At 33.7% G+C, this 22,477-nt stretch carries 28 protein-coding genes; all 28 read left to right on the top strand.

What is annotated here, in order from left to right; all coding sequences use genetic code 11:
- Positions 1–33: 33 nt before the first annotated feature.
- The 28 genes from APR43_RS21335 to APR43_RS21470 all read left to right on the top strand — a co-directional run bounded on the left by APR43_RS21335 (position 34) and on the right by APR43_RS21470 (position 22,354).
- A complete protein-coding gene (locus tag APR43_RS21335; RefSeq protein ID WP_053472933.1) occupies positions 34–1,260 on the top strand; it encodes a WG repeat-containing protein in 1,227 nt (408 codons plus the stop codon).
- Positions 1,261–1,271: 11 nt separating this feature from the next.
- The gene (gene fabG / locus APR43_RS21340) at positions 1,272–2,003 is read left to right on the top strand and encodes a 3-oxoacyl-ACP reductase FabG (protein ID WP_053472934.1); all 732 of its coding nucleotides are present in this window, start codon (positions 1,272–1,274) and stop codon (positions 2,001–2,003) included.
- Positions 2,004–2,093: 90 nt separating this feature from the next.
- Entirely contained in the window at positions 2,094–3,329 is a 1,236-nt protein-coding gene (locus tag APR43_RS21345) for a beta-ketoacyl-[acyl-carrier-protein] synthase family protein (protein ID WP_053472935.1), read from the top strand.
- Positions 3,322–3,576: an acyl carrier protein gene (locus APR43_RS21350; RefSeq protein WP_053472936.1), complete on the top strand. Its 255-nt coding sequence runs from the start codon at positions 3,322–3,324 to the stop codon at positions 3,574–3,576. Before APR43_RS21345 ends, APR43_RS21350 begins: the two co-directional genes overlap by 8 nt.
- On the top strand, positions 3,576–4,457 hold the full coding sequence (locus APR43_RS21355; RefSeq protein ID WP_053472937.1) for a lipid A biosynthesis acyltransferase: 882 nt from the start codon (positions 3,576–3,578) through the stop codon (positions 4,455–4,457). The genes APR43_RS21350 and APR43_RS21355 overlap by 1 nt, the downstream gene beginning before the upstream one ends.
- A gap of 214 nt (positions 4,458–4,671) precedes the next feature.
- Positions 4,672–5,574: a hypothetical protein gene (locus APR43_RS21360; RefSeq protein WP_053472938.1), complete on the top strand. Its 903-nt coding sequence runs from the start codon at positions 4,672–4,674 to the stop codon at positions 5,572–5,574.
- 15 nt (positions 5,575–5,589) lie between these two features.
- Complete coding sequence (locus APR43_RS21365; RefSeq protein WP_053472939.1) at positions 5,590–6,723, top strand: beta-ketoacyl-ACP synthase III; 1,134 nt, start codon at positions 5,590–5,592, stop codon at positions 6,721–6,723.
- The gene (locus tag APR43_RS21370; RefSeq protein WP_053472940.1) at positions 6,723–7,154 is read left to right on the top strand and encodes a FabZ; all 432 of its coding nucleotides are present in this window, start codon (positions 6,723–6,725) and stop codon (positions 7,152–7,154) included. The genes APR43_RS21365 and APR43_RS21370 overlap by 1 nt, the downstream gene beginning before the upstream one ends.
- Position 7,155: 1 nt before the next feature.
- Positions 7,156–7,623 (top strand): ABC transporter permease, encoded by a 468-nt coding sequence (locus APR43_RS21375; RefSeq protein WP_053472941.1) that lies wholly within the window; start codon positions 7,156–7,158, stop codon positions 7,621–7,623.
- A gap of 28 nt (positions 7,624–7,651) precedes the next feature.
- A complete protein-coding gene (locus tag APR43_RS21380) occupies positions 7,652–8,056 on the top strand; it encodes a hypothetical protein (RefSeq protein WP_053472942.1) in 405 nt (134 codons plus the stop codon).
- Entirely contained in the window at positions 8,056–9,054 is a 999-nt protein-coding gene (locus APR43_RS21385) for a BtrH N-terminal domain-containing protein (RefSeq protein ID WP_053472943.1), read from the top strand. The genes APR43_RS21380 and APR43_RS21385 overlap by 1 nt, the downstream gene beginning before the upstream one ends.
- A 4-nt stretch (positions 9,055–9,058) precedes the next feature.
- The gene (locus APR43_RS21390) at positions 9,059–9,811 is read left to right on the top strand and encodes an ABC transporter ATP-binding protein (RefSeq protein ID WP_053472944.1); all 753 of its coding nucleotides are present in this window, start codon (positions 9,059–9,061) and stop codon (positions 9,809–9,811) included.
- Complete coding sequence (locus APR43_RS21395; RefSeq protein WP_053472945.1) at positions 9,801–11,084, top strand: ABC transporter permease; 1,284 nt, start codon at positions 9,801–9,803, stop codon at positions 11,082–11,084. Before APR43_RS21390 ends, APR43_RS21395 begins: the two co-directional genes overlap by 11 nt.
- Positions 11,059–11,508 carry an acyl-CoA thioesterase gene (locus tag APR43_RS21400; protein WP_053472946.1) on the top strand — a complete coding sequence of 150 codons (450 nt, stop codon included), beginning with the start codon at positions 11,059–11,061 and terminating at the stop codon, positions 11,506–11,508. The genes APR43_RS21395 and APR43_RS21400 overlap by 26 nt, the downstream gene beginning before the upstream one ends.
- 212 nt (positions 11,509–11,720) lie before the next feature.
- Entirely contained in the window at positions 11,721–12,860 is a 1,140-nt protein-coding gene (locus APR43_RS21405; RefSeq protein WP_053472947.1) for a beta-ketoacyl-[acyl-carrier-protein] synthase family protein, read from the top strand.
- 1 nt (position 12,861) lies between these two features.
- A complete protein-coding gene (locus APR43_RS21410) occupies positions 12,862–13,545 on the top strand; it encodes a hypothetical protein (protein ID WP_053472948.1) in 684 nt (227 codons plus the stop codon).
- Positions 13,546–13,647: 102 nt separating this feature from the next.
- Positions 13,648–14,265, top strand: a complete 618-nt coding sequence (locus APR43_RS21415) for a 3-oxoacyl-ACP synthase (protein WP_053472949.1) — start codon at positions 13,648–13,650, stop codon at positions 14,263–14,265.
- 2 nt (positions 14,266–14,267) lie between these two features.
- Entirely contained in the window at positions 14,268–14,525 is a 258-nt protein-coding gene (locus tag APR43_RS21420) for a phosphopantetheine-binding protein (RefSeq protein WP_012023174.1), read from the top strand.
- 139 nt (positions 14,526–14,664) lie between these two features.
- Complete coding sequence (locus APR43_RS21425; protein ID WP_053472950.1) at positions 14,665–15,864, top strand: beta-ketoacyl-[acyl-carrier-protein] synthase family protein; 1,200 nt, start codon at positions 14,665–14,667, stop codon at positions 15,862–15,864.
- Positions 15,864–16,925: a beta-ketoacyl synthase N-terminal-like domain-containing protein gene (locus tag APR43_RS21430; RefSeq protein WP_053472951.1), complete on the top strand. Its 1,062-nt coding sequence runs from the start codon at positions 15,864–15,866 to the stop codon at positions 16,923–16,925. The genes APR43_RS21425 and APR43_RS21430 overlap by 1 nt, the downstream gene beginning before the upstream one ends.
- A gap of 68 nt (positions 16,926–16,993) precedes the next feature.
- Complete coding sequence (locus tag APR43_RS21435) at positions 16,994–17,707, top strand: polysaccharide deacetylase family protein (RefSeq protein WP_240514979.1); 714 nt, start codon at positions 16,994–16,996, stop codon at positions 17,705–17,707.
- A 99-nt stretch (positions 17,708–17,806) separates the two neighbouring features.
- Entirely contained in the window at positions 17,807–18,433 is a 627-nt protein-coding gene (locus APR43_RS21440; protein ID WP_053472953.1) for an outer membrane lipoprotein carrier protein LolA, read from the top strand.
- Positions 18,399–19,034, top strand: a complete 636-nt coding sequence (locus APR43_RS21445) for a hypothetical protein (RefSeq protein ID WP_053472954.1) — start codon at positions 18,399–18,401, stop codon at positions 19,032–19,034. Before APR43_RS21440 ends, APR43_RS21445 begins: the two co-directional genes overlap by 35 nt.
- Before the next feature lie 35 nt (positions 19,035–19,069).
- Positions 19,070–19,669, top strand: coding sequence for a porin family protein (locus APR43_RS21450; RefSeq protein ID WP_053472955.1), 600 nt, complete (start codon positions 19,070–19,072; stop codon positions 19,667–19,669).
- A complete protein-coding gene (locus APR43_RS21455; RefSeq protein WP_053472956.1) occupies positions 19,669–20,280 on the top strand; it encodes an outer membrane beta-barrel protein in 612 nt (203 codons plus the stop codon). Before APR43_RS21450 ends, APR43_RS21455 begins: the two co-directional genes overlap by 1 nt.
- Positions 20,281–20,288: 8 nt before the next feature.
- Complete coding sequence (locus tag APR43_RS21460) at positions 20,289–20,660, top strand: 3-hydroxyacyl-ACP dehydratase (RefSeq protein WP_053472957.1); 372 nt, start codon at positions 20,289–20,291, stop codon at positions 20,658–20,660.
- A 2-nt stretch (positions 20,661–20,662) separates the two neighbouring features.
- Positions 20,663–21,148, top strand: a complete 486-nt coding sequence (locus APR43_RS21465; protein ID WP_053472958.1) for a hypothetical protein — start codon at positions 20,663–20,665, stop codon at positions 21,146–21,148.
- Positions 21,149–21,166: 18 nt separating this feature from the next.
- A complete protein-coding gene (locus APR43_RS21470) occupies positions 21,167–22,354 on the top strand; it encodes a DUF2062 domain-containing protein (RefSeq protein ID WP_053472959.1) in 1,188 nt (395 codons plus the stop codon).
- Positions 22,355–22,477: the final 123 nt, after the last annotated feature.

A 22,477-nucleotide genomic window follows, 5' to 3' on the forward strand; every position in this document is an offset into this window, starting at 1 on the left:
TTTTTATATTATTAATATTGAATCTTAAAAATTATGAAAAAAACACTTATTTTTTTGTTGCTAAGTTTTATTCAATTTGTTAATAGTCAAGAACTGGCATTAGTTAAAAAGAATTCAAAAATTGGATATATTTCCAAAGACGGGTCCTTTAAAATTGAACCTCAATACAAATCTGCCAAAAGTTTTTCTGAAGGTTTAGCAGCCGTAGAAGACAACGGAAAATGGGGTTTTATTGATACCAAAGGAAGCTGGGTAATTCCGGCGTCTTTTAATAATGCTAAAGATTTTAACAGCGGAATCGCAGTTGTACAAAAAGATAAGGACTGGGTTTATATTAATACAAAAGGCGAAATTTTAAAAGCGACTGCTACCGAAAAAATATTCGATTTTAATAACGGCGTTGCTTTTATAAGACAAGGAAACAAAGTTGGATTAATCAATTCAAAACTTGCCGTAGTTTTAGAACCAAAATACGATCAGATCAAACCTTTTGAAAATGGTTATGCAAGAGTAGAACTAAATAAAAACTGGGGAATTATAAATACTTCAGGAAAAGAATTAGTTGAACCTGCTTACGCAGAAATTGGAAACTATTTTAAAGGCACAACCTGGGCAAGAAAAGACAAAACCTTCGGACTTGTAAGCGGAGGGAAATTCACTCCTGTTGATGGAGCTGAAAAAATCTGGGATTTTGAAACTCAGGATTTAACCTATGCCAAAAAGAACGGAAAGATTGGTTTTATTGATTTAAACGGAAATTGGGTAATTCTGCCTATATATGATAAAGGAAAAGCGTTCTCAAAAAATTTAGCTCCAGTTTTAGTTGGAAAAAAATGGGGTTATATCAATTTAAAAGGAACATTTGTAATTGAACCAACCTACAGCGATGCAGAAGTTTTTAGTACAAATGGTTTAGCTCCTGTAAAAGAAAGTAATTGGGGATTTATTAATGAAGCCGGAAAATTGGTAATTCCAACACAATACGGAATCACTTCAAACGGATTCGTTATTGCACTTTTTGTTCAGCAGGATAAAGGTTTTATTGATGGTCTTGCAAGAGTAAAAAATGAAGGAAAATGGGGTTTTCTAAGACCCGACGGAACTGTATTAGGAAATCAATGGTTTGAAAATGCTGAATTGTTTTCGCAAGCAGCAGAAAGAGAAAAAAGGGAAACAAACGTAGCTGCCGAGAGTCCAAAAGCTGAAACAAAAACAACAGCAAAACCGGCCAGCAAACCAGCAACTAAGAAAAAAAAATAAAATCAACATAAATGAAATGTGTATTAGTAACAGGCGGTTCAAGAGGAATTGGTAGTGCTATTTGTAAAAAATTAGCCGTTGAATCTAATTATCATATTTTGATCAATTATCATTCAAACAAAACTGCTGCCGAAGAAACACTTCAGGAAATACAAAAATTAGGCGCAACCGGAGAAATTTTAGGTTTTGATGTTGCCAATTTTGAACAAGTACAAACTGTTTTAACGCAATGGCAGGAATCAAATCCGGAAGCTATTGTAGAAGCCATTGTAAACAATGCCGGAATTACAAAAGACGGTCTTTTTATGTGGATGACTCCAGAAGACTGGAACGGTGTTGTAAACACAAGTTTAAACGGGTTTTTTAATGTAACGCAGTTTTTTATTCAAAAAATGCTTCGCAATAAATACGGCCGAATTGTAAATATGGTTTCTGTTTCCGGAGTAAAAGGAACAGCAGGACAAACCAATTATTCGGCTGCAAAAGGTGCAATTGTTGCCGCAACAAAAGCATTGGCACAAGAAGTTGCAAAACGTAATATAACGGTAAACGCAGTTGCCCCGGGTTTCATTAGAACAGATATGACAAGTGCGCTTGACGAAAAAGAATTATTAAAGCTTATTCCGGTAAATCGTTTTGGCGAAGCCGAAGAAGTTGCAGATTTGGTAAGCTTTTTGATTTCAAAAAAATCGAGCTATATTACCGGCGAGATTATTAATATAAACGGAGGAATATATTCTTAAAATACTATGTTTGCATAATAAATAGATTAAAAAAATTGTGCCTTTGTTTAAAAATTACACTTTAAGGATAAAAAATTACTTTGAAAGACGATGAATAAGAGAGTTGTAATTACTGGAATGGGAATTTATTCTTGTATCGGAACTTCTTTAGATGAAGTAAAGGAATCATTGTATAACGGAAAATCGGGTATTCAGTTTGATTCAGAACGAAAAGAATTTGGTTTTCAGTCAGCCTTAACCGGAATGGTTCCTAAAGCTGATTTAAAAAACCTATTGACCCGAAGACAACGTATGAGCATTGGTGAAGAAACCGAATATGCTTATATGGCTACTATCGAAGCACTGAAAAATGCGAATATAGACGATGCTTTTTTTGACACTCGCGAAGTTGGAATTATGTACGGAAACGATAGCGTTTCTAAAGCAATAATTGACGCTACAGATATCGTGCGCGAGAAAAAAGATACTGCCTTAATTGGTTCAGGGGCGATTTTTAAATCGATGAATTCTACGGTAACGATGAATCTTTCAACGATTTTTAAACTTCGCGGCATTAATTTAACCGTAAGTGCTGCCTGTGCGAGCGGTTCACATTCTATTGGATTAGCTTATTTTTTAATAAAAAGTGGTTTTCAGGATATCATTATAACTGGAGGAGCACAGGAAATCAATAAATATGCAATGAGCAGTTTTGATGGTTTAGGCGTTTTTTCTAACAGAGAAAGTGATCCTGAAAAAGCTTCAAGACCTTTTGATGCCGGACGTGACGGATTAATTCCGAGTGGCGGAGGTGCAACTTTAATTCTTGAAAGTTACGAATCTGCAATTGCGCGTGGAGCTAATATTATTGCCGAAGTTTCAGGTTACGGATTTTCATCAAACGGCGGACATATTTCGACTCCAAATGTCGAAGGTCCCGCTACAGCAATGCAAAGAGCACTTGACGATGCTAAACTAAAAGCGTCAGATATTGAGTACATAAATGCACACGCAACCTCAACTCCGGTTGGCGATGCAAACGAAGCCAAAGCTATTTTTGAAGTTTTTGGTGAGAAAAACCCTTATGTAAGTTCAACAAAATCAATGACAGGCCACGAATGCTGGATGGCAGGAGCAAGCGAAATTATTTACTCTATCATCATGATGCTGAACGATTTCATTGCACCAAACATCAATTTAGACAACCCAGATGAAGATGCTTCAAAATTAAATTTAGTTAAAACTACGTTAAACAAAAAATTTGACATATTTTTGTCCAATTCTTTCGGTTTCGGAGGAACCAACTCGGCGTTGGTGGTTAAAAAGTTTAAATTGAACGATGAATAAAGAAGATATTATAGCAAAAATCAATGGTTTTTTAGTTGATGAATTTGAAGTAGACAATGACGACATTGAACCAAATGCTAATTTAAAAGATACGCTTGGCTTAGATAGTTTAGATTATGTTGATTTAGTAGTTTCAATAGAATCAAACTTTGGCGTAAAACTAGTTGAGGCAGATTTTGTTGGAATTTCTGATTTCCAAAGCTTTTATGACCTTATCGAAACCAAATTAAAAGCCAAAACAGCTTAATGAGTGAATGGGATGGCAAATCAAAAGGAACTGTTTTAGGTTATAGAATATTCGTTTTTTTGATTCAAAAAGCGGGTGTCAAATCTGCTTATGTTTTACTCTACTTTGTTGCTTCTTATTACTTTTTATTTTTAAAGAAAAGCAATCGCGCTATTTTTTATTACTTTAAAGAAAGGCTTCAATACTCCTATTTTAAATCAAAAAAAATGGTTTTCAAAAGTTATTACACTTTTGGACAAACCATTATTGATAAAGTTTCCATTTCGGCAGGAATGCGAAACAAATTCACCTATGAATTTGACGGAATTGAAATTTTAAAAAAGCTCCTCGCCGAAAAAAAAGGCGGTGTTTTAATTAGCGCCCACGTTGGAAATTTTGAAATTGCAGAACATTTCTTAGGCGATATCGATCTTGATTTTCAAATCAATTTAGTTACTACAGATTTAGAACATTCTGCCATTAAAAATTATCTGGAAAGCATTACCCAAAAACCAACCGTAAAATTCATCATTATCAAAGAAGACTTGTCTCATATATTTGAGATCAATGCGGCTTTGGCTAATAACGAATTGGTTTGTTTTACAGGAGACCGTTATTTTGAAGGCACAAAATCACTTTCTGAAAACATCTTAGGCAAAGAAGCCAACTTCCCTGCCGGGCCATTTTTAATTGCATCACGATTAAAAGTTCCGGTTGTGTTTGTTTATGTTATGAAAGAGCCAAATTTACATTATCATTTATACGCAAGAGAAGCCGCAGTAAAACACCGTGACGAAAAAGGATTGCTCAAAGAATACGTAACCAGCGTAGAAAATATCTTAAAAAAATACCCGTTGCAATGGTTTAATTATTTCGATTTCTGGAATGATTTGAAATCTTAAAGTTTTGTTTTGCCACGAATTACACAAATTTTCACTAATTTAATGCTTGGTGAAATTTTATAAATCTCAACGAGTGGCATAAAACATTCTTTTTTACGCAATACATTCGTGAAAATTTGTGTAATTCGTGGCAAACCCTTAATCCGTTAAACAAGAAAAATCCGTTTAAATAAATTTACTTATTTTTGTTCGCAACCAAAGCAAACAAACCTCAATGAAAAATGTTCTTGTTATTTATTATTCTCAATCAGGACAGTTAGAAACCATTGCGCAAAACATCGCAAAACCATTTCTAAATTCAGAGAATATAAAGGTGACTTTTCACGAAATACAATTAGAAAAACCCTTCCCGTTTCCGTGGAGTAAAGATGCTTTTTTTGATGCCTTTCCAGAATCTTTTTTACAGATTCCAACGGCATTAAAACCAGTTCCTGAAGAAATTTTAAACACAAAATTTGATTTGGTACTTTTCCATTATCAGGTTTGGTATTTATCACCTTCAATCCCAATAAACTCGTTTTTGAAAAGTGACGAAGCCAAAAAAATTCTGAACAACACGCCGGTTGTAACTATCAGCGGTTCAAGAAACATGTGGATTATGGCGCAGGAAAAAATTAAAACATTACTAAAAGAAGCCAATGCACAATTAGTAGGCAATGTTGCTCTGGTAGATCGTGTTGGAAATTTAATAAGTGTTATTACAATTGTAGAATGGATGTTTTCTGGTGTTAAGAAAAAATATTTAGGCATTTTTCCATTGCCGGGAGTTTCAGAAAAAGACATTAATGAATCTCCAAAATTTGGAGAAGTAATACTTTCATCATTTAATGAGAATGATTTAGACGATTTACAGCCAAAATTGGTAGGAATTGGAGCTGTAAAAATTAGTCCGTACTTAGTAACAGTAGACAAAACGGCTAATAAAATTTTCAATAAATGGTCAAACCTGATTTTTAAAAATCAAAAAAACCGAAAAAAGCTTCTAAAAGTATTTAATGTTTATTTATTCTTGGCAATTTGGTTAATCTCACCAATAGTGTATATATTGCACTTTATTTCCTACCCTTTTAAGTTAAAAACCATAAAAAGACAAACTCAATATTATCAAGGAGTTTAGACGAGAATTTAGATTATGTTTGAAGTATATATAACAAAAGCTGCAAAATATTTGCCTAACGAAGCTGTTTCAAATGATGAAATGGAAGCTTATTTAGGACTTATCAACGATACTGCCTCAAAAGCAAGACGTATTATTTTGCGCAATAACAAAATTACAAGCCGTTATTACGCTGTTGATAAAGCAGGAAAAAGCACACACAGTAATGCCGAATTAACACGCAATGCTATTTTGCCGTTGTTCGACGAAAATTTTACGCCTCAGGATTTAGAAGTACTTTCATGCGGAACCTCAACGCCGGACATTTTTCTGCCTTCACACGCGGCGATGGTTCATGGTCTCCTAAAAAATAAATCAATAGAATTAAACTCTTCAACAGGAGTTTGCTGTGCCGGAATGAACTCCCTTAAATTTGGTTTTCTTTCCGTACGTTCTGGAAATTCAAAAAATGCAATCTGCACAGGATCTGAAAAAGTTTCAACCTGGCTGAATGCTCAAAAATACAATCACGAAGCCGACAATTTAAAAAATCTGGAAGAACAGCCAATTATCGCTTTCAAAAAAGATTTTTTACGCTGGATGTTATCTGACGGTGCCGGAGCTTTTCTTTTAGAAAATAAGCCAAGAGGAACAATTTCTCTTAAAATAGAATGGATGGAAGCTTTTTCGTATGCATACGAATTAGAAACCTGCATGTACGCCGGAGGTGATAAATTAGAAAACGGAGAAATAAAATCATGGAGCGATTACGCACCGGAACAATGGCTGAACGAATCTGTTTTCTCAATTAAACAAGACGTTAAACTTTTAGATGAATTTATTCTTTCTAAAGGTGCCGAAAGTATGAAAGACGCGATGGATAAAAACAACATCAAATCTGACGATATTACTTATTTTATTCCTCACGTTTCTTCTAACTTTTTTGTGGAAGGACTGAAAAAAGGGTTAACCGAAAAAGGAATCGGAATGAGCGACGATAAATGGTTCATGAACCTTTCCAGAGTTGGAAATGTGGGTTCTGCATCAATTTATCTGGCTTTAGAAGAATTGATGAATTCAGGGAATTTGAAAAAAGGAGATAAAGTTCTTTTATCAGTTCCGGAAAGTGGAAGATTCTCTTTTGCGTATGCGTATTTAACAGTTTGCTAATGGAAACAATGGCACTTTTAGAAAAAGAAACAGTCGAAAATTTATTACCTCAAAAGTTCCCTTTTGTAATGGTTGATGCTATGCATTCTTATACCGAAACTTCTTTGGTTTCTGGTTTAAAAATTCAGCAGGATAATATTTTCGTAAAAAACGATATTTTTCTGGAAGCCGGTTTAATTGAACACATGGCACAATCTGTGGCACTGCATACCGGATATCAGTTTTTTTTAAGAAACGAAACTGCCCCAACAGGTTATATTGGTTCTATTAAAGAAATTGAAATTAAAAAACTGCCTCAATTAAACGACAACATTCAGTCTGAAGTAACTATTTTACAGGAATTTGCCGGAATCACTTTGGTGAATATCGTTACAACATTAAATAATGAAGAAATTGCAAACGGACAAATGAAAACCGTTTTAGCCAAATAATATGATTTTGAATACCGGAGTTGACATACAAAATTATTTACCGCACCGAGCACCAATGCTTATGGTCGATTTGATTTTGGATATTGATGCCAACTTTGTAGAAACCACTTTTTTGATAAAAGAAGACAATATTTTTGTTCAGGATACTGTTTTTATCGAAGCAGGTTTAATTGAAAATACGGCGCAGACTTGTTCATCAATCGTGGGAAAAAAATACTTTTTTGACGAAGACGGAACAGAAAATGAGAACATAAATGTAATTGGATTTATCAGTGCCTTAAAAAATGTAAAAATTCATTCGCTGCCAAAAGTTGGCGATACTATAATTACCAAAGCAGATTTAGTTTCAAAATTTGCCGGCGACGATTACACTTTATGCACTATGAGCTGTCAAAGTTCAGTAGAAGATCAGATACTCTTAGAATGCGAAATTAACTTGTTCATTCAAAAAACAGTTTCGGTTTCGTAATAATTCCACTTGAAAATATAACTAGGTAATGGAAAAAGATAAAGTACCTCAGGATAAAAGCAACTTAACTAAAAACAATGTAAAAGAGCTTTTATACGCAACAGATGAAAACGGTAATTATACCACAACGTTAAGCACAGGCTGGGAACCCAAAACAATTGCCCTTTCCAATTCTATCGACGAAATAAACGTACGTATTGCCGATGCCAGACAACAGGTTTTAAATGGCGAAGCAAGTCCGATTGTGTATTTTATGGAAGTCAATAAAATGGATTTAACTATTTTATCAAGTTATGTAGGACTTTGGAAATGGCGCGTAAAAAGACATTTTAAACCAAGCGTTTTTGCAAAACTAAACGATAAAGTTTTACAGAAATATGCCGACACATTTGAAATTTCAATTGAAGAATTAAAAAACAGCATCACCAAATAATGGAATTAACTTTCACACATCATCAGTCTGCTCATTGTGAGAATGGAGTAGCGTCGAATCTGCTAAAAAACAGCGGACTAAACATCAGCGAACCGATGGTTTTTGGTATTGGCTCAGGATTGTTTTTTGTATATCTGCCTTTTATAAAAGTCAATTATGCTCCGGCAATTAGTTACAGAACTTTGCCTGGACAGATTTTTAATAAAGTAGCCAATCGATTAAATTTAAAAATAAAAAGACAAAAATTTTCATCGGTATCAAATGCCACTAAAGCATTAGACGAAAATTTAAAAAATAATATTCCAACCGGATTACAAGTCGGCGTTTACAACTTAAGTTATTTTCCAGATGAATACCGTTTTCATTTCAACGCACACAATTTAGTCGTTTACGGAAAAACCGAAACGGATTATTTAGTAAGTGATCCCGTTATGGAAACCGTAACTACTTTAACGCACGAAGAATTAGACAAAGTTCGTTTTGCCAAAGGTGCTTTTGCGCCTCGCGGACAAATGTATTATCCAATTCAAGTTCCGAAAGACGTTGATTTAAAAAGCGCGATCATTAAAGGAATAAAAAATACGTGTAGAGACATGCTTGCGCCTATGCCAATTGTAGGCGTTCGCGGCATCAAATTTGTTTCCAAGCAAATTAGAAAATGGCCGATAAAACATGGAACCAAAAAAGCCAATCATTATTTGGCACAAATGGTTCGTATGCAGGAAGAAATTGGAACCGGAGGCGGTGGTTTCCGTTTTATTTATGCCGCATTTTTGCAGGAAGCTTCTGTTGTTTTGGGTAATGAAAAACTAAAAGAACTTTCCAAAGAAATGACAAAAATTGGCGATTCATGGCGAGATTTTGCCGTTGAAGCATCACGAATTTATAAAAACAGAAGTGCCAAAGAAGACGCTTACAACACTATTGCCGATGAACTTTTGGACATTGCCAACAGAGAAGAAATCTTTTTTAAAAAATTAAAAAAAGCCATCAGCTAATATTTTGCAATCCATAATTAAAATAGAATCCCTTTCGAAAAAGTACAAAGAAGCCGATCAGTTTTCTTTGAACGACGTTTCGTTAAATATAAATGAAGGAGAAATTTTTGGTTTACTCGGTCCAAACGGCGCCGGAAAAACAACCTTAATTTCAATGCTCTGCGGATTGGTAAAACCAACATCGGGACATTTTACAATTGATGATTTAGATTATCAGCATCATTCTTCAAAAATCAAAAAAATCATAGGCGTTGTTCCTCAGGAATATGCCTTATACCCTACTCTTACAGCAAGAGAAAATCTGCATTATTTTGGAAGTATGTACGGTTTAAAAGGTTCTGACTTAAAAGATAAAGTGATCGAAACTTTAGATCTTTTAGGTCTTTTAAAATTTGCCGACAAACCTGTTGAAACTTTTTCGGGCGGAATGAAACGCCGTGTCAATTTAATTGCCGGAATTCTGCATAAACCAAAAGTTTTATTTTTAGATGAACCAACTGTTGGTGTTGATGTGCAGTCTAAAAATGCCATTATAGATTATCTAAAAGTGTTGAACCAAAACGGAACATCTATTATTTATACTTCGCATCATTTGGCTGAAGCCGAAGATTTCTGCACCAATATTGCCATTTTAGACCGAGGCCGAATTTACGCAAAAGGAACGCCTTCAACTTTAATTAATTCTGTTGAAGATGCCCGAAATCTCGAAGACGTTTTTATTTCATTAACCGGTAAAGATTTGAGAGATGCTATATAAAATTTGGATGTCGATCGTAAAAGAATTTTTACTGCTTAAACGCGATTTAGGCGGATTGATTATTCTGTTTGTAATGCCTTTGGTTTTGGTCATTACCGTTACGTTAATTCAGGACAGCACTTTTAAAACCGTAAGCGATTCTAAAATTCCAATTTTATTGGTGGATAATGATAAAGGTTCTGTTTCGAAAACCGTTTTCGATAATTTAGAAAAAAGCAATCTGTTTACCGTCGTAACACAAATCGACAATAAAACAATTACAGAAGATGTTGCCCGAGAGAATGTTTACAAAGGGAAATTTCAGCTGGCGATTATAATTCCACAAAAATTAAGCTCAGATTTACAAGCCAAAGTTGATCAAAATGTCGAAAAAATTGTCAGCAGTTTAGGCATGACTGACAGTACTGCGACAAGCGAACCTCAACCCATAATTAAAGAAAAAGAAGTAAAACTGTATTTTGATCCGGCGGTTCAAATGAGTTTTAAAAATGCGGTCATGAGTTCGATCGACAAAATGATTTCGCAAATTGAAACCAAATCAATTTACACCACTTTCGAAAAACAATTAGGAGAAGGTAGCACCAATTTTGAGCAAAAAAGTTTCATTTCTTTCAAAGAGATAATTCCGAAGATTAATAACAAAGAAGTTCGTCCAAATTCGGTTCAGCATAACGTTCCGGCGTGGACACTTTTTGCGATATTTTTTATCGTGATTCCGTTATCAATTAATATTGTAAAAGAAAAATCGCAAGGAACTTTTGTTCGATTAAGAACAAATCCTGTTTCTAGTTTAGTTGTGATTATTGGTAAAACGATCACTTATTCTGTCATTTGTATGATTCAGTTTTATATGATGGTTGCCGTTGCCGTTTTTCTATTTCCATCCATCGGATTGCCGTCTTTAAATATCGAAGGACATTTAGCATTAATGAGTGTCGTTGCCTTATTTTCAGGTTTTGCCGCCATCGGATTTGGAATTTTATTGGGAACAATTGCAAGCACACAGGAACAATCGGCTCCGTTTGGCGCAACAAGCGTGATCATTTTAGCAGCAATTGGCGGCATCTGGGTTCCGGTTTTTGCCATGCCAAAAATCATGCAGATTATTGCTAAATCGTCTCCAATGAACTGGGGATTAGATGCTTTCTATGACGTTTTATTACGTAACGTTACTTTCCTGGAAATCATCCCAAAAATAAGTTTACTATTTTTGTTTTTTATTCTTACCACAGCCATCGCATTATTTTATGATAAAAAGAAAAGAGCAGTTTAACGAAGCCACAGACCTGACCGTTACACACGAAATCAGAATTCGTTTTAACGAAACTGATCCGCTTGGAATCGTTTGGCACGGCAACTATATAACTTATTTTGAAGATGGACGCGAAGCGTTTGGCCGCCAGCACGGACTTACGTATTTAGACATTGCCAAAACCGGATATACAACGCCAATTGTAAAATCGACCTGCGAACATAAATTGTCTTTGCGTTACGGCGATGTAGTTACAATCGAAACAACAGTTGTCGATACGCCCGCTGCAAAAATGATTTACCGTTTTAAAATTATTGATGACAAAGGTGAAATTGCCTGCACAGGCGAAACTGTTCAGGTTTTTTTAGATAAAGAAGGAAATTTAATGCTGACAAATCCTCCTTTTTATGCGGAATGGAAAAAGAAAGTTGGATTACTATTATAAAACACGGATTGCACTAATTTTCACGAATAAAAAAATAAAATAACCAAGATTCGTTTCCTGCAAGGTTTTCAAAACCTTGTAGGTATAAAATAAAATAATCTGTGTAAACCTGTTTAATCTGTAAAATCTGCGAGCCATTTTTTCAGACAAAGCTTTAAAATAAATACCTACAAGGTTTTGAAAACCTTGCAGGAGAAACTGAGAATCATAAAATGTTAAAACAAATATACATTACAGAAACAAATTGTATCACACCTTTAGGTTTTGATGTCGAATCGAATGTTGAAGCTATTCTTCGCGGCGATTCTGGTATTCAGCTTCATAATGATATTTCTTTAATGCCCAATTCATTTTATGCTTCGATTATTTCTAATGAAAAAATAAACAGTGCTTTTTCAAAAATAAGCACTGAAACTCAATATTCCCGTTTAGAGAAAATGATGATTTTGGCTTTAGAGCCCATTATCAAAAATTCTGGAGTTGAATTAAATTCAAAAACGGCTTTTATACTTTCTACCACAAAAGGAAATGTTACGGCTTTAGCAAATGATTCTGACGAAAGTTTTAATAACGCACATTTAGATATTTTAGCAAAAACCATTTCAGATTTCTTCGGATTTCAAACACAGCCCATTGTTATTTCAAATGCTTGTGTTTCGGGAATTTTGGCAGTTTCAATTGCCAAAAGAATGATTCAGTCTGAACTTTATGACAACATTTTTGTTGTTGCCGGCGATGAAGTTTCAGAATTTGTTTTGTCTGGTTTTAATGCCTTTCAGGCAATGAGCGAATTACCCTGTAAACCGTATTCAAAAAACAGAACCGGAGTAAGTTTAGGCGAAGCAGCAGCAGCAGTTTTAATTTCGGCGGATGCCAAAAATGCCAAAATAAAAGTAATTGGCGACAGTTCAATAAACGATGCGAATCATATTTCGGGTCCGTCAAGAACAGGTGAAGGTTTGTTTCGAAGTATTCAGAATGCTTTAAAAGAAGCTCAAATAGAAGCTAACAAACTAGATTATATTTCAGCACACGGAACTGCAACTCCGTTTAACGACGAAATGGAAGCAATTGCATTTAATCGTTTAGGTTTACAAAATGTTCCTGTAAATAGTTTAAAAGGTTTTTACGGTCATACATTGGGCGCTTCGGGATTATTGGAAACCGTAATTGCAATAGAATCTGCCAATCAAAATATGCTTTTTGAATCAAAAGGTTTTGATGAAATTGGAGTTAGTGAAGTTATAAATGTTATTGAGAAAAATGAAGAAAGAAATATTGAATTTTTCTTGAAGACGGCTTCTGGGTTTGGAGGTTGTAATACGGCTGTTGTTTTTGAAAAAATGAAATAAGATGAAATTATCAAAATTCATATTTATAACTCTAATTCTGCTTTCATCTTTTGGATGTAAAAAGAAAGAAGTGCCTGAATCTAATTTTGAAAAAGATGTCTTAAATAGTGTCTTTGTCGAAATCGTAGATTCTATTTATATGGATAGACGAATTATTTCTCCACCGCCGCCGCCAAGATTTAATGAAAAAACAAATAAAGTCGACACAACTGGTCAGCATAAAGAATTAAAAGAATATTGGCACTATCGAGATAGTATTAAAAATGACAGAACAAGAATATTGATTGGTGTTTATGATACCATAACAAAAATAAGCTCTTTGGAAACAGAAATGATTCAAAAAGAAATTGATCTTTCAAGCTATAAATATGATACCATAAAAAACGCTGAAGAATATACATTTGATTTAACGCCTTTTAAAAATAACAAAAAATTTCATTTTGAAAAAGCTTCCAAATATCCTCATGAAAAAGATTGGAACTTAAACGACATAAGTAATTCCTTGATACCTCTTGGAACTGTTTTTATATCCAGAATTCAATTTAATAAAACAAAAACAAAAGGAGTTTTAACAGCTGGAGCTTCATGTGGCGGTGGAAAATGTGGAAGAGGTTTTTTAATTATAATTGAGAATAAAAACGGAAAATGGAAAGTCAGTAAAATTATTCATACTTGGGATTCCTAGAAGTAAAACACCAATTACACTAATTCTGACGGATTAATTAGTGTAATTTTAAACCTAAAATAATTTGTGGCAATTCGTGAAATTCGTGTTTAAATTATAACAATGACTCAAAACAAAACCAACATACAATCCTACATCACCATCCAAAACAACGAAATTGTTTTGAACGGAACTTCTGTATTCAAAACTGAACCAACAGATTTTGCTGATTTTTCCAAACAAGCCTATCGTAATTTTGAAATGCAATATCCAAAATTTTTCAAAATGGATGCTTTGAGCAAACTCGCTTTTTTAGGATCAGAATTGCTTTTGAGTCCGATAACTTCAGAAGAAAAAGAGCATAATATTGCTTTAGTTTTAGCCAATAAATCGTCTAGTTTAGATACCGATGTAAAATATCAGGAATCAATTTCAGACAAAGAAAACTATTTTCCGAGTCCGGCAGTTTTCGTTTATACGCTCCCAAATATTTGTCTGGGCGAAATAAGTATCCGTCATCAGCTAAAAAGTGAAAATTCTTTCTTTATATTTGACACCTTTAACACGGAATTTATGTCGAATTATTCTAATATTCTGTTGAATACGAATAAAGCAGATATGGTTTTATGCGGCTGGGTAGAATTTTTTAATGACAATTATAAAGCTTTTCTCTGTACAATAGGTAAAGACGAAAACACAGAATATAAAAACGAAACTATCAATACATTATACAATAAATAATCATGGAAGCATTAAAAGAAGAATTAAAAAATAAAATCATTACGACTTTAAACCTTGAAGATATCACAATCGAAGACATTGCTGATAACGATCCTTTGTTTGGAGATGGTTTAGGTTTAGACTCGATTGATGCACTTGAATTGATCGTGATTTTAGATAAAGATTACGGAATTAAATTAGTAGATCCGAAAGAAGGGAAAACAATTTTCCAGTCTATCGAAACTATGGCGGCTTACATTAGCGCTAACAGAACGAAATAATTTTAGATTTTAGACTTCAGATTTTAGATTTCTTATCTCGTTATCTAAAATCTAAAATGTTTTAAAATCCGTCAACTTTGTCAAAGTTTTAAACTTTGACAAAGTTCTAGAATCTAAAATCAAAACTCTAAAATCTAAAATGGCAAAAGGTGTTGCAATAACGGGAATGGGAATTATCTCCGCGATCGGGAATTCGGTTGAGGAAAATTATCATTCATTAATCGAAAATAAAATCGGGATTTCCCATATCTCTAATATTTCTACAGTTCATGCGGATGTTATTAAAGTGGGTGAAATCAAAAAAACCAACGATGAACTTATCGCTGAACTGGAATTAAACAGTGATAATAATTTTTCGAGAACCGCTATGATTGGTACTTTGGCAGCAAAACAAGCTGTTGAAAATGCCGGCATTACCTCTATCAACGAATTTAGAACCGGACTTATTTCTGCTACTAGTGTGGGCGGAATGGACATGACGGAGAAACATTATTACGATTATTTCGAAAAACCGGAACTGGTTAAATACATCACTTGTCACGACGGCGGCGATGTTGCCGATAAAATTGCCGAAGAACTGGGTTTAAAAGGAATGGTTTCGACTATTAGCACGGCTTGCTCTTCTGCAGCAAATTCTATTATGCTGGGTGCGAGATTAATCAAAACCGGAAAACTGGATCGCGTTATTGTGGGCGGAGCCGATGCTTTGTCAAAATTCACGATCAACGGATTTAAGACTTTGATGATTTTATCTGACGATTATAACAAACCTTTCGACAATAACAGAAAAGGATTAAATCTGGGAGAAGCTGCTGCTTTTTTAGTTTTAGAATCGGATGAAATTGTGGCCAAACAAAATAAAAAAGTATTGGCAAGAGTTTCCGGTTACGGAAATGCAAATGATGCTTATCACCAAACGGCTTCTTCAGAAAATGGAGATGGCGCTTTTCTGGCGATGAAAAAAGCGTTTGAAGTTTCGGGTTTAAAACCTTCTGAAATTGACTATATCAACGTTCACGGAACAGCAACGCCAAACAACGATTTATCTGAAGGCAGAGCTTTGCGTCGTATTTATGAAGAAGAAAAAGTTCCTGATTTTAGTTCAACAAAACCGTTTACGGGCCACACTTTAGCGGCCGCAGCGGCAATTGAAGCTGTTTACAGTGTTTTGGCGATTCAGAATAATGTTGTTTATCCGAATTTGAATTTTGAAACGCAAATGGAAGAATTCGATTTGACTCCGCAGACTTCTCTAAAAAATAAAAACATCGAACACGTTTTATCTAATTCTTTTGGATTTGGAGGAAATTGTTCCACTCTTATATTTTCAAAAAGCTAATGAAAAAAACATATATAAATGGAGTAGGCTGTATTTCGACTCAAAAAACATTTGATACTGTTTTTTTAGAAGAGGCCAATGTAAATCACGATGAAAATGTACTGGCGATTGTTTCGCCGGCATACAAAGAATATATTTCGCCAGCTGCAAGCCGCAGAATGGCAAAAGGCGTGAAAAACGGAATCGTAGCTTCGGCTTTAGCCATGAAAGATGCGAATGTTGAAAAAGTCGATGCCATTATTACCGGAACCGGTTTAGGATGCATCGAAGATTCTGAAAAATTCCTGAAAAGCATTTTAGATAATAAAGAAGAATTTTTAACACCAACTTCTTTTATCCAATCTACGCACAATACAGTTGGTGCGCAAATTGCACTTTTACAGCAATGTAAAGGTTATAATTTTACTTATGTAAACGGCGCGGTTTCTTTTGAATCGGCACTTTTGGATGCTAAAATGCAGATTGAGGAAGACGAAGCGAATTCTATTTTAGTAGGCGGCGTTGATGAAAATGGAGAATACACTACTTCTCTTTTTAAATTAAACGGCCGAATCAAAGCAGATAATACTTCTCCTTATGATGTTCTAAATTCTAAAACAAGCGGTGCCGTTTACGGAGAAGGTGCGAGTTTTTTTGTTTTAGAAAACGAAAGAAAAGAAAACACATACGCTGAACTTCTGGATATTGCTATTGTAAATACGCTGGAAGAAAACGAAATTGAAGCTGAAATTAAATCTTTCTTGAAATCAAATAATTTAGAAATTTCTGATGTTGATGCTTTGGTTTTAGGTTTTGATGGAAATGCATCTTTCGAAAATTATTATAAAAATCTTGCCGAAAATGCTTTCGCAAAAACTCCGGTTTTATACTACAAACATTTGAGCGGCGAATATGATACGGCTTCGGCTTTTGCTTTTTGGATGGCCTCGAAGATTTTAAAAACACAGGAAATTCCAGAAATTATAAAAGTAAATTCGGCTGTAAAACCAGTTTACAAAACCATTTTATTGTACAATCAATTAAACGGAAAAAATCATAGTTTTACGTTACTTTCAAAATGATAACGCATAAAAACATTTCGATCTTTTTTATCTTTTTATTGCTTTTAGTTTTTCTTCTGAATTTTTTTATGGCAATAAATCTGTGGTATTTTTTTGCTATAATTTTTATCTGGATCGGAATAAATGCTGTTGGTTCTTCGAGAATTTCTTCTAATTATCATGTAAAAGCTTTCTGCAGTAATCCGCTGGAAACAGAGAAAAAAATTGCCTTAACTTTTGATGATGGTCCAAGTGAATTTACTTTAGATGTTTTAGATCTTCTGAAAAAATACAATGCTAAAGCCACATTTTTTTGCATTGGAAAAAACATTGAAAAACATCCTGAAATTATTCAAAAAGTTATTGAAGAAGGACATTTGGTTGGAAATCATTCTTATTCTCATTCTAAATTTTTCGATTTTTATAATGAAGATAAAGTAACTGAGGAACTTCGTAAAACAGATAAACTGCTGGAAAAATTCACTTCTAAGAAAATAAACTTGTTTCGTCCGCCTTACGGAGTAACGACACCTTCGATTCGAAGAGCTTTAAAAATTACCGGACATAAAACAATTGGCTGGAATATTCGTTCTCTTGATGGAGGAACTAAAAATCAGGAATTAATTTTCAATCGAATTATAAAACGGGTTTCTCCGGGCGGAATTGTACTTTTGCACGATACCGGATCACACTCTGTTTTAGTATTGGAACAGTTTTTGCAATTTTTACAGCAGAATAATTATGAAGTGGTTTCGATTGAGGAACTTTTGAATCTTAATGCTTATGAATTGAACGCGGATTAAACAGATTCGCTAAAGCGAAAACGCAGATTAAAACGGATTTTATTAAATTAAAATTCGTGAAAATTGGTGTAATTCGTGGCAAAAAAAAATTAAAAAAACATGAAAACTAAAATAGCATTATTAATTCTATTTATTTCTGGGAATTTGTTCGCTCAGGAACAAAAAATGACCGATGCCGAAATTGCTTCTTTTAAGCAAGATGTAAATGTTGTGGCGAAAAAAATCAAAACTTTAAGTACTGATTTTGTTCAGTATAAACATTTGGACTTTCTTTCGAAAGACATTGAAACTTCGGGAAAAATGGTTTTTAAAGAACCTGCACTTTTGCAATGGCAATATAAAAAACCATATAATTACAGCATTGTTTTCAAGAACGGAAAAATCCTGATTAACGACGAAGGAAAGAAAAGCGCGGTTGATATTGGCAACAGTAAAATCTTTGCGAGAATTAATAAATTAATCGTGGGAAGCGTAAGCGGAAATATGTTTGATGATAAAGAATTTACGATTTCGTATTTTAAACTGAAAGGTCAGAACTTAGCGAAATTTATTCCGAAAGATGCGACGCTGAAAAAATACATCAAACAAATCGAACTGACTTTTGACAAGGAAGAAGCAACTGTTGTTCAGGTAAAATTATTAGAATCATCTGAGGATTATACCAGAATTGTACTTAAAAATAAAGTAATCAATGCAAAAATCGACGATTCAGTTTTTACTAATTAATTGCTTTCTGGCAATTGTTTTGGTTTCTTGCGGCTCGGTCACAAAAAACTATACGCCGAAAAAATTAGACAAAACGGCTGTAGAGGTTCCGTATTTTTCAGATTCAAAAACGGATTATGTTTATAAAACTAATATATCTGTTTACGGAAATGAATTGTCGGGAATTTTCATTGCAAAAAAAATAAACGACACCACACACCGAATTGTTTTTACAACGGAATTCGGAAATAAATTAATGGATTTTGAAATTTCTGAAAATGATTTTAAAGTCAATTCGATTGTTTCAGAATTAGATCGAAAAATTTTAATTAATACATTAAAAGAAGATTTTCGACTGCTTTTAAAAAAGCAATATTTGATTCAGGAACAATTTGAAAACGAATCAAATGATATTTATAAATCAGCAGATGGCAAAAGGGACAATTATATTTTTATCTCAAAAAAAGATCAAAAATTAGAAAAGATCGTTCACGCATCTAAAACAAAAGAAAAATTTACACTGTTTTTCCATTCAGAAAACAATATTTTTGCTGAGAAGATTCAGATAATTCATCAAAATATTAAGCTTAAAATTGAGCTAAATTATTTTAAATCAGAGTAGAAACTTAAACTAACCATAAAATTACTAATAAAAAGATGAAAAAAATAACCTTAATTGCATTCGTTTTATTTATCGGTCTTGTAAAATCACAAGCGCAGGTAAAAGTTAGTCCCGGCCTTAGAGGCGGTTTAAATATTTCAACATTAACCAATATTGACGATAACAGATCTAAAACAGATTTTTATATTGGTGGACTAGTGGACATTAAATTTAATAAATATTTTTCGTTACAGCCTGAAATAACGTATTCAAGACAAGGGGATGAAGGAAGATATTTCGAAAACGGCCGTTATTATTCTGAAAAGTATGAATTAAACTATCTTACACTTGGTGCCGTTGCCAAATATCATTTTGGAGGTAAAGGTTTTCATGTTTTAGCCGGTCCATCTTTAGATATAAAAGTTGGTGATAATTATATCAACAGCAATCCTGAAGGTTTTGACCTTGCAATTGTTGGAGGTGTTGGATATACGCTGCCAAATGGATTGTCTTTTGAAGCGAGAATCAAACAAGGATTGATTGATATTTATGGCTATGACGGACTTAATAATAACAATGATGATTATTATTATAATGATGTTATTTTAAATCAGGTTTTCCAAATAGGAATCAGCTATACTTTTAAAGTAAAATAATGAGGAAAATAATCGTATTTGCTTTTTTATTTATAGGAATCTTTGCCTCAAAAGCTCAGGTAACTTTTAATCCTGGTTTAAGAGCTGGTTTGAGTTTATCGACAATTTCCGAAACGCATGCTGATTACAGACCTGATTTTTATATTGGCGGTTTTGGAGAAATAAATATATCGAAACGTTATGCGCTTCAGCCCGAAATAAATTATATCAGGCAGGGTTCTAATAATGTTGCACGAAATTTTATTGACCCAAATACACAGACAGAAAGAACTGTTTATCAGGATTTACAAATAAGTTATTTGTCGATTGGTTTGATTAACAAATTTAAATTTGGACAAGGTTTAGAAGTACAGTTTGGTCCGGCTTTAGACGTTCTTTTAGATGATAATTTAGCTTTTAGAAAAACAAATAATGATCTTTCATTTGTTACAGGCCTTGCTTATAAAATGCCTTCGGGACTTGGGTTTGAGATTCGATTTAAAAAAGGCCTTTATGATGTTTTAGACAGCGATTATTATCATAATAATTCAAACGAACATTATTTTTTTGGTGATTATAATACTAATGTCAATTTTCAAATAGGTGTTACCTATTCTTTTGATGTGAAATAATAAAAAATATGGTTTTAAAAGACTTTTACAAAGTGCTTTCAGAGGAGAAAACAGGCGATGCTAAATATAATTTTCGTATATTAGTTAATGCCAATCATGAGGTTTTTAAAGGTCATTTTCCTGGAAACCCAATAATGCCGGGTGTTTGCATGATTCAGATTATTAAAGAACTTGCGGAGTCAATCACAAAAAGTTCGTTGATTATACAAACACTTTCGAATGTAAAATTCATGGCATTAATAAATCCGGAAACAAATCCGGAACTGCGTTTAGAAATTGATATTACAACCACAGAAGATGATTTGGTAAAGGTGAAAAACACCACATATTTTAACGATACCACAGCTTTAAAATTAAGCAATGTGTATAAAAAATTATAATTATGAAATTACTATTGTCATTACTTCTATGGATAAATTTTGCGGGAACGCCGGATTTGGCCGCTATCCGCAAAATGTATACTGATGTTGCAAAATCAGAAACCAATTCTAAGGAATTTATCGAAAAACTTTCCGGTGTTTCAAACAACGATGATAAAATTTTAGTGGCTTACAAAGCGGCTTCAATTTTATTAGATTCTAAATTTGAAAGTGTATTAGGAAGCAAAATTTCACGTTTTAAAGAAGGTGCTAAACTTTTGGAATCGACTATAAAAAGTGAGCCTAATAATATCGAAATCAGAATGATTCGATTGAGTATTCAGGAAAATGTTCCCGGAATTACAGGTTACAGAAAAAATATTAAAGAAGATAAAAAATTCATCACAGCACATTATGCCGAGCAAAATGGCGCTTTGAAAGATTATCTAAAAGACTTTGTTTTGCAATCGAAAAGTTTCTCCGAAAAAGAGAAGCAGTTTGTAAAATAAGCTCATGAAAAATTCTCAATGAAACCTATTTTATCAAAGCAGGAATTGCTCGATTCAACTTCTTTTTGTGTTATTGTACCCACTTACAATAACCAGAAAACATTGAAAAAAGTGTTGGATTCTATTTTAGATTTCACTCAAAATATCATTATTGTCAACGATGGTTCAACAGATGAAACCAGCGAAATTTTAAAACAATATTCGCAGTTTACCCAAATTCATCATCCTAAAAATTTAGGAAAAGGAAGAGCACTGCGAAATGGTTTTAGAAAAGCGATTGAGCTAAATTTTGAATACGCTATCACGATAGATTCTGACGGCCAGCATTTCGCTTCTGATATTCCAGGTTTCATTTCAGCAATTCAAGACGAACCGAATTCTCTTTTAATTGGAAGCCGAAACATGACACAGGAAAATGTTCCTAAGAAAAGCAGTTTCGGTAATAAATTTTCCAATTTCTGGTTTAAGTTTGAAACCGGAATTGAACTTCAGGACACACAATCCGGTTTTAGATTATATCCTCTAAAATTAATTCCAAAGCGATTTTATACCAATAAATTTGAGTTTGAAATCGAAGTGATTGTTCGTTCAGCGTGGAAAGGAATTGTGGTAAAAAACATTCCAATTCAGGTTTTATATGATCCGGCAGAACGTGTTTCGCATTTTCGCCCTTTCAGGGATTTTACCCGAATCAGTATTTTGAATACTGTTTTGGTAACAAACGCTTTGCTGTATATTAAACCTCGCGATTTCTTTCGGCGAGCAAAAAAAAAAGGTTTTAAAAAGTTTTTCCTAGAAGATATTTTAGAAAGCAACGATTCTAATTTCACTAAATCGGCTTCGATTGCTCTGGGAATTTTTATCGGGATTTCGCCTTTTTGGGGATTTCAAACCATACTTCTTTTTACTTTTGCTGCTTTGTTCAGGCTCAATAAAGTAATTGCTTTTTTGTCGTCAAATGTAAGTTTCCCGCCTTTTATTCCGCTGGTAATCTACGGTTCTTTAAAAACAGGAAGTCTTTTTATTTCGAGCGATGCGCCGCTAATTTTAGATAGTTCGGCCACACTTGACGATATTCAAAAAAACGCTGCACAATATATCGTCGGAAGTCTTATTTTAGCATCCGTTTTAGCACTATCAGCCGGACTTATAAGTTATTTACTTTTAAGCGCTTTTAGTTCTAAAAACAAAACGAATATTAAATAAGGTTTTGCCACAGATTAAAGGATTTACAAAGATTTTTTTTCGCCACAAATTTCACGAATTAACACAAATCAATTCGTGGAAATTCGTGAAATTCGTGGCAAACTGACACAGATAGTAAAATCA

It is taken from the genome of Flavobacterium sp. NLM, assembly GCF_002210235.1.
Taxonomy (GTDB): domain Bacteria; phylum Bacteroidota; class Bacteroidia; order Flavobacteriales; family Flavobacteriaceae; genus Flavobacterium; species Flavobacterium panici.